Genomic DNA, 9,015 nt, shown 5'->3' on the forward strand with positions numbered 1-9,015 from the left:
GGCTCAGCTGATGGGTAAAACGGTATAGACCGAGTCACAGAAAAAACCAATTTTTAACATAAGCGACTGGATTTAAGCAATCCAGCGCCGTTTTTCAAACTAATCGACCGCTACCTTTAAGCGCAAAAATCGCTTATCCACAGTGCCTAACGTTTCAGCTAACCTAACCTTTAGCAAGGTTTCGGAATCCTCAAGTCCTACGGTGTAGGCCTCACCGCTATTCCAATCTTCCAGGTTGTCAGAAACCTCCACCTGATAGCTAATGCCTGTGCGCAATGCTGCGCGACTGATAGATAATGTCAAATACTCGCTAGAATCTATCTCCTCCATAGCTAGGGAGAAATTTCCAGCTGGAAAATCTGAGCTAGCTAGAGGATCTGAGCCGAGGGCGAACTCCAGTAAATTACTCCAACCATCGCCATCGTAATCCGCCTCGTCAGCGGAATTTCCAGCTGGCTGGCTATCTCCAAAATTAACCAATCGCCAATAGTCGAGCTCCTTCATTGTGGTGGCATTGGCCTGTAAATCATCACTCGCCGCTCTGCCAATCACGCTCGCCAGCTTGTAATAATATGTGGTATCGGGAGACGCCGAGCTATCGATATAGCTGACGACATCAGCCGCCACGGTGGTGAGTTCGGTAAATCCGCTAGAGCTAGAGGTACTGCGCAAGATCCGATAACCAGTCTCGTTAGAAGAGACATCCATCCAGCTGAGTGAGATTTCACGATCGCTCAGCATTTCAGCTAGAAAATCACTTGGCGCCACTGGCTGTTCCTCGAAGGCGTATGCCAGCGCGTAGTCTTGGCTCACGCTTTCTCTATCATTGGCTAGCTTAGTGACCGTGAGCACGTAGTCGCCAGCTGGCAGGTCGCGCTGATAGATATGCTCTAGATTATCCACGCTGCTGGTGCTGCTAGCTACCACGTTTCCGCTAGATCTTTCATAGAGGTAGAAATCCAAGTTATTGATGCCTGTATCATTCGCTAGCCGATTCCAGCTGATAGATGAAGTTAGCTGATAGTTTGCAGACGCCACATCTGGCAGGGTGAAATAATAATGGTGCACGGAGTCCCCCCTGATGCCCAGTACTCTATCATTAGATAAAGTGGCATAATTCCAGCCAACGAGGCTAGCTACCCTCACCCCCACCTCAGGAGCTGGAACGGGCGCGCTTCCCGCAGTAATCAACTCGGCTACGCTGGCGGCTTGCTGGCCACCTTGGAGCTGCAGGTGTGAGCGATTGACGTCTAGCATGCCGGCGCCCCATTTTCTAGCTAGGCTCTCGCCAGCTAGACGACTCCAGCCATCGGGTTTAACCGCGCCATTCACTAACAATGTTTTCACCACTACGGTTTGTTGGGCGTCAGCGGATGTGCCTTCGCCACCGTGGTTAAGTTTCGCAGCCTGCATTAACAAAGCAGCTGAGCCAGAAGCATAAGGTGTGGCGTAGCTAGTTCTATCGCCCGGCGAGATGATCTCTGGCTTCAGCCGTCCATCCACCGTGAGCTGGTTCGAGCTGGTCGCGGTCAGCACACCCACATGCAGGCCATTATAACTTTCCGCTGAGGCCGGTGTGGCGGAGTTATTGTCCACCCCACTAACAAAGAGGATATCGTGATTTAGAGTATAATTATCGTAGACTGAGTTAATGGCATCGCTGGTCGTTTGCGGCAACTGCTCGCTGAGGGTGAAGATGAAACTCTGATTGACTACCGAGCTGTTGATTGCCGTACCATTGCCCACCACAGAATTAATAAATGAATTGGCTTCAAAAACCTCCACGCTAGCTGGATTTTTAACCACACCAGTAGAGGTATCGCAGTAGGCTTGCACAACCGCATTGGCGTGCCATGAGTATTTCGCCGAGTTGTAGCCATCATTCACCCCTGGGTAGGGATTGTCGTCATCGTAATATTTAAACAGTTCAGTGGTCAGGCCGGTTGATGCTGGATTTGGCTGATATGTTGGCGGATCTGTACTCAGCATGGCCTCCACCATCGCCACCGTTTCGCCGGAGCCATCCAGAGCTGGCTGGCGCGCCATCAGCTCGCTATATCCCATCTCATCGAGCTCACCAGCGCTGGTCCATTGGGGAAATAGAACCAGCATGAGACAGCTCAGCCAGAGCAACTGTTTTCCGAGTACACACATATATATAAGCTTATAAAGTGCAGCTTTGATCACAGAGTTGCAAAAAGAAACTGAAAACTAGATGGATTTGGCGAAATCATCTAGAAGTCTGTCATTATGCGTCTGAACCGTTGAATATTTCCCATTAATTCGTCAAGTTCATGCAATTCACGCTTGGCATTTGTCTAAAGAGGGTCTTTATTCCTCCGCTCTCTCTAGTGGGAATGCGCTCTCGGCGGTCCTTCTGAGCGACAAACAAGCAATTTCCATTATCTACTCAGATTAACTATGGCAACCTCACCTTACCATCACAGCACACCTGACTCGACCGGTTCTCTGCACAGCCTGTCTAATGAAAGAGACAACTGCGGCATGGGCGCAATTGTTAACATTCACGGCAAGCGGTCCTACAAAGTTCTGGACATGGCTATCGAGTCTGTCTGCAACATGACCCACCGTGGAGCCGTTGATGCGGACATGAAAACAGGTGACGGTTCAGGCATTCTCTCGCAGATCCCTTTCCCAATCTTCAACAAAGCAGCTGCTGAGCTCGGCCACACTTATAAGAGTGAGCAAGACATCGCGGTAGCCGTTTTCTTTTTCCCAGCTGATAATGCTGACAGCAAAGCTGAAATCAAAGCTCTCGCTGAAAAAGTAGTCGCTGAACGCGGCATCAAAGTAGTCGGCTGGCGTGTCGCTCCAGTAGCTCCAGAAGAGCTCGGTGACCTCGCCCAGAAGACTCAGCCAGACATCGAGCACCTCTTGCTCGAGCGCCCTGAGCAACTTGAAGGCGATGCCTTTGAGCGCGCCCTTTACCTGTGCCGCCGTTCTATCGAGCTACAGACTAAAGAAGTGCAAGGCTTCTACATGCCATCATTCTCTAGCCGCCTGATTTCCTACAAAGGACTGGCGACTCCAGCTGCGCTGCGTGCCTTCTACCTCGACCTGCAGGATCCAAACTTCGAGACTGCGATCGCACTTTACCACCAGCGTTTCTCCACCAATACATTCCCAGCTTGGCCACTTGGTCAGCCATTCCGCATGCTGGCTCACAACGGTGAAATCAACACCGTGCGTGGTAACCGCAACTGGATGGCCTCACGTGAGGAATTCTTCAAATCAGACATCTGGGGTGACGACGTTGAGCTGCTTAAAGATCTGCTCAGCGACAACGAATCTGACTCAGCATCACTCGACCACGCGCTCGAGCTGCTGGTACTTTCAGGCCGTTCACTCGAGCAAGCAATGTGCATGCTCGTTCCTCCAGCCTACCGCAACGACAACGACATCAGCGACAACGTTCGCGCGTTCTACCAGTACATCCGCTCATTCTCTGAGCCATGGGACGGCCCAGCTGGCCTCGTGTACACAGATGGTAAGAAGCTCGTTGCTTCTCTCGACCGTAACGGCCTACGTCCGTCACGTTACAGCCTTTCTAAAGATGGCATCCTCTACATCGGTTCTGAGACTGGTGCCGTAGTCATCGAAGATAAAGACGCCGTCGAGCGTGGCCGTCTTGGACCTGGCCAGATGCTCAGTGTTGACCTCGCTGAAGGTGTGCTTCACCACGACCGCGAAATCAAAGAAAAGCTCGCTAAGCAGAAGCCATACCGTCAGTGGATCGACGACAACCAGTGCCTGCTGTCTGACTACGTTTCACCTGAGCCACTCGCGCCAGCTGAAGATTTTGACAAAGTGACTCTCTCACGTGTACAAATCCGCCACGGATTCACCACTGAAGAGCTCGACATGGTATTCCCACCAATGATCAAGAACGCTCAGGAAGCGGTCTTCTCCATGGGTGACGATATCCCACTTGCCGTTCTTTCTACTTTCCCACGCCTGCTGTTCACCTACTTCAAGCAGCTCTTTGCTCAGGTGACGAACCCACCAATCGATCCGATTCGTGAGTGGGCAGTGATGACACTCTCAGCTGGCCTTGGCCCTGAGCGCAACCTCTTGGAAGAAACTCCAGAGCACGCACGTGTGATCGACCTCAACTCAGCCGTCCTTCTCGAGCATGAGCTGGAGAAAATCAAGGACATGAGCGAGCAAGGGTTCGACAGCGCAGTCATCGATACCACTTGGGACATCGCTGAAGGTGCTGCTGGCATGCAAGCCGCTATCGAGCGCGTTTGTGCAGAAGCTGAAGCTGCCGTTGATAAGGATGTCAGCATCCTCATCCTCAGCGACCGCGCTACAGACGCCAGCCGCGTTTCCATCCCATCACTCCTCGTTACTGGTGCTGTTCACCACCACCTCAACCGCGTACGTAAGCGTATGCGCGCATCCATCGTTGTGGATACAGGTGAAGTTCGCGACACCCACCAGCTGGCTTGTGTATTCGGCTTTGGTGCCACAGCAGTTTGCCCATACCTCGGCTACGCTACTGTTCGCGACCTCGTTGCCAACGACAAGAAGAAGCAGTTTGGCATGTCCGCTGAAAAAGCCATGGACAACTACCGCAAGGCTCTGGAAAAAGGCCTGCTGAAGATTATGTCTAAGATGGGTATCAGCGTGCTGAACTCATACCAAGGTGCGCAGATCTTTGAAGCCGTTGGCATCGGATCTGATGTGATCGACCAGTGCTTCACAGCCACTAAGTCACGACTCGGTGGTATCGGATTTGAAGAAATCGCTGACGAGTCCATCATCCGTCACCGCGCCGCCTACCGCGACGTTGAAGACGGTGCTGTACAAGACAAACCACTCGAGCTCGGTGACCCAGGTTACAACCGTTACCGTAAGTCAGGTGAGCGCCACGCGATCACTACTGATGTGGTGAAGAAATTCCACGTCTTTGTCGATTCCGGCAAACAAGAAGACTACGACGACTACGTCAAGCTGACTCAGGAAACTCACCCGATCACCATTAAAGATCTGTTCAACTTCGTGCCAAATGGCAACGGTCCAATCCCGATCGAAGAAGTTGAGCCAATCGAAAACATCCGCCGCCGTTTCACCACAGCGGCGATGTCCATGGGTGCACTTTCTCCAGAAGCTCACGAGACTCTCGCCATCGCCATGAACCGCATCGGCGGTAAGTCAGACTCCGGTGAAGGTGGCGAAGATACACGCCGCTTCAAGCCATATCCAAATGGTGACGTCGCTCGCTCACGCATCAAGCAGATCGCATCTGGTCGCTTCGGGGTATCCGCTCACTACTTGGTTAACGCCGACGAGCTGGAAATCAAGATGGCACAGGGCGCTAAGCCAGGTGAAGGTGGCCAGCTTCCTGGTCACAAGGTAAACGGCATCATTGCCCGTCTGAGAAATACTCAGCCAGGCGTGCAGCTGATTTCACCTCCACCACACCACGACATTTACTCCATTGAAGATCTAGCTCAGCTGATCCACGATCTCAAGGAAATCAACCCACGCGCTAAAGTCACCGTTAAGCTGGTAGCTGAAGCTGGTGTTGGTACCGTGGCTGCAGGTGTGGCAAAAGCCAGCGCAGACATCATCCTCATCTCAGGTCACGACGGTGGTACTGCAGCTTCTCCGCTGTCATCTACCAAGCACTGTGGTCTGCCATGGGAGCTCGGTGTCGCTGAAGCTCAGCAAACACTCCTTCTCAACAACCTGCGTAACCGCGTGACTCTCCGTACTGACGGTGGCATGCGCACAGGTCGCGACGTTCTCACCGCAGCCATCCTCGGCGCGGAAGAATACAACTTCGGCACCATGGCTATGGTCGCTGTAGGTTGTGTATACGTTCGCCGTTGTCACCTCAACAACTGCCCAGTGGGTGTAGCTACTACAGATCCACGCTGGCGTGCTAAGTTCAAAGGCACACCTGAGCAGCTAGTGAACTACTTCAATGGCGTAGCCGAAGAAATCCGCCAGCTGATGGCGCAACTCGGCGTGCGTAAGCTTGACGAAATCATCGGTCACACCGAATACCTCGAGCAACGCGACGTGAAAGATCATCCAAAAGCCAACAGCCTGGACCTCTCACCTATCCTCATGGATGTGGTGCCAGAAGTAGCCAAGTCATACGGCATTGCAGAAGATCAAGTCTCACGCATCTGCACTCAAGAGCGCAATGATGGCATCGAAAAGCCAGCTCTCGACCTCCAGATCATCGAAGCTGTAAAAGAGCAAATCAACAGCGAAGACCTCGCCGCCCTCATGGACAGCGCGCCAATCGCTCTCGATTACGACGTCGTCAATACCGACCGTAACATCGGTACACGCCTCGCAGGCCGTGTCGCTGAAATCTTCGGCAACAACGGACTCCCAGCTGATACCATTACACTCAACGTAAACGGTGCAGCCGGTCAGTCACTCGGAACATTCCTCGCAGGTGGTATCACCATCAAGCTGCGCGGTGAAGGTAACGATTACGTCGGCAAAGGCATGGCTGGTGGCCAGATCAACATCGCACCAACAGCAGCCGCTACATTCGACCCATCACAGAACTCACTCGCTGGTAATACCTGCCTATACGGTGCTACTGGTGGTGAACTCTTCATCAACGGTCGTGCCGGTGAACGCTTCGGTGTTCGTAACTCAGGTGCCACAGCCGTCGTCGAAGGCGCTGGTGACCACGCATGTGAATACATGACCAACGGTCGCATCGTCATCCTCGGAACAACTGGCCAGAACTTCGGTGCTGGTATGTCCGGTGGTGTCGCCTACATCTACAACGAAGACGGTCGCTTCCAAGCACGCATCAACCCTGAAATGGTAGCTCCACTGCCAATCAAGCGCGCTCAAGACATCGCTGAAGCCAAAGCACTCATCGAGAAACACCTCGAAGTCACTGGCAGCCCACGCGCTAAGCAGCTGCTCGAAAACTGGCCTGCTACCGTGAAGAAACTCGTTCGTGTCATTCCTAAAGAGCGCGCCGCTCTCGAAGAAGCCGAAGAGACTCACGAAAAAGCCACCATCGACAACCACGTCGCGGCTAAAAAGTAAGCTCCAGCTGAACTAAGCAATCAATCCAATGGCAGCACCGAATCACTCGGCGCTGCCATTTTTTGTGCCCGCATCCAACCACATTCCAGCCAGCCACACCTCCAGCCAGCCACACCTCCAGCCAGCCACACCTCCAGCCAGCTACATTCCAGCCAGCCACACCTCCATCCAGTCACCTCTATCTACACCCCAGCTACCTGCCCACACTCCGCGCTGAAAGCGCATCAGAACAAAGCCCATGGCTTCAGCCATGGGTCACGTCACAAAAACGACAAAGCACGCTGAAAGTGTGCAAGAAAACGCCGGCCACATTTCCAGCCAGCCACACCTCCAGCCAGCCACATCTTCAACCTGCCACACCTCCAGCCAGCCACATTCCAGCCAGCCACACATCCAGCCTGCCACACATCCAGCCTGCCAAATTGCAAACTAACACCCCAGCCAGCTATCTACACCTCAGCCATAAACCAGCCCAAACCCCGCGCTGAAAGCGCGTCAGAACAAAGCCCATGGCTTCAGCCATGGGTCACGCCACCAAAACCACACAGCACGCTGAAAGTGTGCAAGAAAACACCAAAGCTGACTCCCCCTCCAAGCCACCCTGAGCGTGACAGCGCCGAGAGGTTAGCCACGGGATCATTCAGCGCCTTGCCCAGCTGGATAGACGCGCTTTTCAGATCACCATCCAGGTGAGTGGCTAGATCGAGCGCCACTTGCTGCGTGCGCTTGAATTCATCGCCCGCAATGTTAGTGAATGTCTGCAGCTGCGCGGTAGAGTTCGCCAAGATGTCTTCGTCACCAAATAATGACTTACCCTGCAGGCGGCTCGCCTCAGTCTGGAACTCGGCAAAACTGATCTTGGCCGCATTGCCCGTCTAGCGGATCGCATTCTGCACCTTCGCTAGCGCCTTTTCCTGTACATCCTAGGCTTTCAATGATGAGCCAGCTAACAAAGTGGCTGGCAATGTCAGCGCCACGCTCATCGACTTGCCCACCGATTTCATTTTGTTACCAAATCGGCTCATCCTCTTATCGATGCGATTCAGCACCGCAGAGGTCTTATCAAATGCCGTTAAGGTAAACTTCACGTCCGTCTTGCTCATGCCCTCCTGACGCGGTCAGGGATGGTAAATGGATAGGAGAGAGAAGTGAAAGCAGTCAGACTAACATCTAGCTATTTCATTGACTGATTAGAGATTTCTAGCAACCTGCAGATAAGACAACAAATATTCTATGATGAAAACTCTCAATCTAGCTAAACATCCCGCCCTACTGCTAAGCCCAAGTCAAGATCGTAGCCTCGGCTAATCTCGCCGCAGAAATGTTAAATCACTCAACCATTACTACGAACCAATACTGTTCGCTCAACCAACTGCGTCATTCGCCACCATGAAGCCGGGACTCACAAACCTACAGCGCTCTCGAATAGTGAGAGATTACTTCGATCTGGTCAGCCAGACTGCAGAGTTCCGGTATCGCATTTGCTGGGAGGGAGCACGCAATCTCTTTACCGAGCGAGGCTTTCCACCATCGACTGTTATTCAGATTACCTGCGATCAGGGCGATGACGTAAACGGAATCTTTGCTGTTGGAGATGGAACGTTGCTCGATTGCGATCTCAGAGAGAATCCGCATACTCGGCAGTCGGTAGCCTTCACCAATTGGGAGGTAATCGAGGCCTCAGACACTGATGAGGATGATTATGGTCTAGCTCTCCAGATTCTTGCAGATAGCCGTTTGAAGCATGCTTTTGATATTGCCGTGCAGTCGTTCTACGAGTTCCATTGGCGAGAGTGTGATCGTCCGCTTCCCTAATCACATGACTACTGCACTGCTGACTAACGGCCAATCAAGGGCGAACAAGACGCGGCACCCAACCACTTCCCCGTCGAGTAACTGACCTTTATGACAATTTTAACATCAACCCAAATACGTAGCGCGCTGAGTGGTCAGCGGTTGGTG

7 protein-coding genes are annotated in these 9,015 nt (G+C 52.7%); 4 read left to right on the forward strand and 3 right to left on the reverse strand.

Going from position 1 to position 9,015, the window contains the following annotated elements; all coding sequences use genetic code 11:
• Positions 1-99 precede the first annotated feature (99 nt).
• Positions 100-2,112, reverse strand: a complete 2,013-nt coding sequence (locus JIN82_RS15835) for a S8 family serine peptidase (protein WP_234042106.1) — start codon at positions 2,110-2,112, stop codon at positions 100-102.
• 309 nt (positions 2,113-2,421) lie between these two features.
• On the opposite strand from JIN82_RS15835, the gene gltB reads away from it, so the two are divergent.
• Genes gltB through JIN82_RS15850 form a run of 3 tightly spaced genes read left to right on the forward strand, consistent with a single transcriptional unit; the run spans position 2,422 to position 7,486 of the window.
• A complete protein-coding gene (gene gltB, locus JIN82_RS15840; RefSeq protein WP_200312648.1) occupies positions 2,422-7,053 on the forward strand; it encodes a glutamate synthase large subunit in 4,632 nt (1,543 codons plus the stop codon).
• A 28-nt stretch (positions 7,054-7,081) separates the two neighbouring features.
• A complete protein-coding gene (locus JIN82_RS15845) occupies positions 7,082-7,270 on the forward strand; it encodes a hypothetical protein (protein WP_200312649.1) in 189 nt (62 codons plus the stop codon).
• 21 nt (positions 7,271-7,291) lie between these two features.
• Positions 7,292-7,486, forward strand: a complete 195-nt coding sequence (locus JIN82_RS15850; protein ID WP_234042107.1) for a hypothetical protein — start codon at positions 7,292-7,294, stop codon at positions 7,484-7,486.
• Between the two features lie 82 nt (positions 7,487-7,568).
• On the opposite strand, the gene JIN82_RS15855 is transcribed toward JIN82_RS15850, so the two are convergent.
• Both JIN82_RS15855 and JIN82_RS15860 read right to left on the reverse strand, forming a co-directional pair.
• Positions 7,569-7,838, reverse strand: coding sequence for a hypothetical protein (locus JIN82_RS15855; protein WP_200312651.1), 270 nt, complete (start codon positions 7,836-7,838; stop codon positions 7,569-7,571).
• A gap of 138 nt (positions 7,839-7,976) precedes the next feature.
• A complete protein-coding gene (locus JIN82_RS15860) occupies positions 7,977-8,156 on the reverse strand; it encodes a hypothetical protein (RefSeq protein ID WP_200312652.1) in 180 nt (59 codons plus the stop codon).
• A 286-nt stretch (positions 8,157-8,442) separates the two neighbouring features.
• Here JIN82_RS15860 and JIN82_RS15865 point away from each other — a divergent pair, with 286 nt between their 5' ends.
• On the forward strand, positions 8,443-8,868 hold the full coding sequence (locus JIN82_RS15865; RefSeq protein WP_200312653.1) for a hypothetical protein: 426 nt from the start codon (positions 8,443-8,445) through the stop codon (positions 8,866-8,868).
• Positions 8,869-9,015: the final 147 nt, after the last annotated feature.

Origin of the sequence: Persicirhabdus sediminis, from assembly GCF_016595495.1 — a bacterium.
GTDB lineage: Bacteria > Verrucomicrobiota > Verrucomicrobiia > Verrucomicrobiales > Akkermansiaceae > Persicirhabdus > Persicirhabdus sediminis.

Excerpts from the sequence above, each read along its gene's own strand:
- JIN82_RS15835 (WP_234042106.1), bottom strand. The coding sequence starts at position 2,112 with ATGCTGGTTCTATTTCCCCAATGGACCAGCGCTGGTGAGCTCGATGAG.
- gltB (WP_200312648.1), top strand. The coding sequence starts at position 2,422 with ATGGCAACCTCACCTTACCATCACAGCACACCTGACTCGACCGGTTCT.
- JIN82_RS15845 (WP_200312649.1), top strand. The coding sequence starts at position 7,082 with ATGGCAGCACCGAATCACTCGGCGCTGCCATTTTTTGTGCCCGCATCC.
- JIN82_RS15850 (WP_234042107.1), top strand. The coding sequence starts at position 7,292 with ATGGCTTCAGCCATGGGTCACGTCACAAAAACGACAAAGCACGCTGAA.
- JIN82_RS15860 (WP_200312652.1), bottom strand. The coding sequence starts at position 8,156 with ATGAGCAAGACGGACGTGAAGTTTACCTTAACGGCATTTGATAAGACC.
- JIN82_RS15865 (WP_200312653.1), top strand. The coding sequence starts at position 8,443 with ATGAAGCCGGGACTCACAAACCTACAGCGCTCTCGAATAGTGAGAGAT.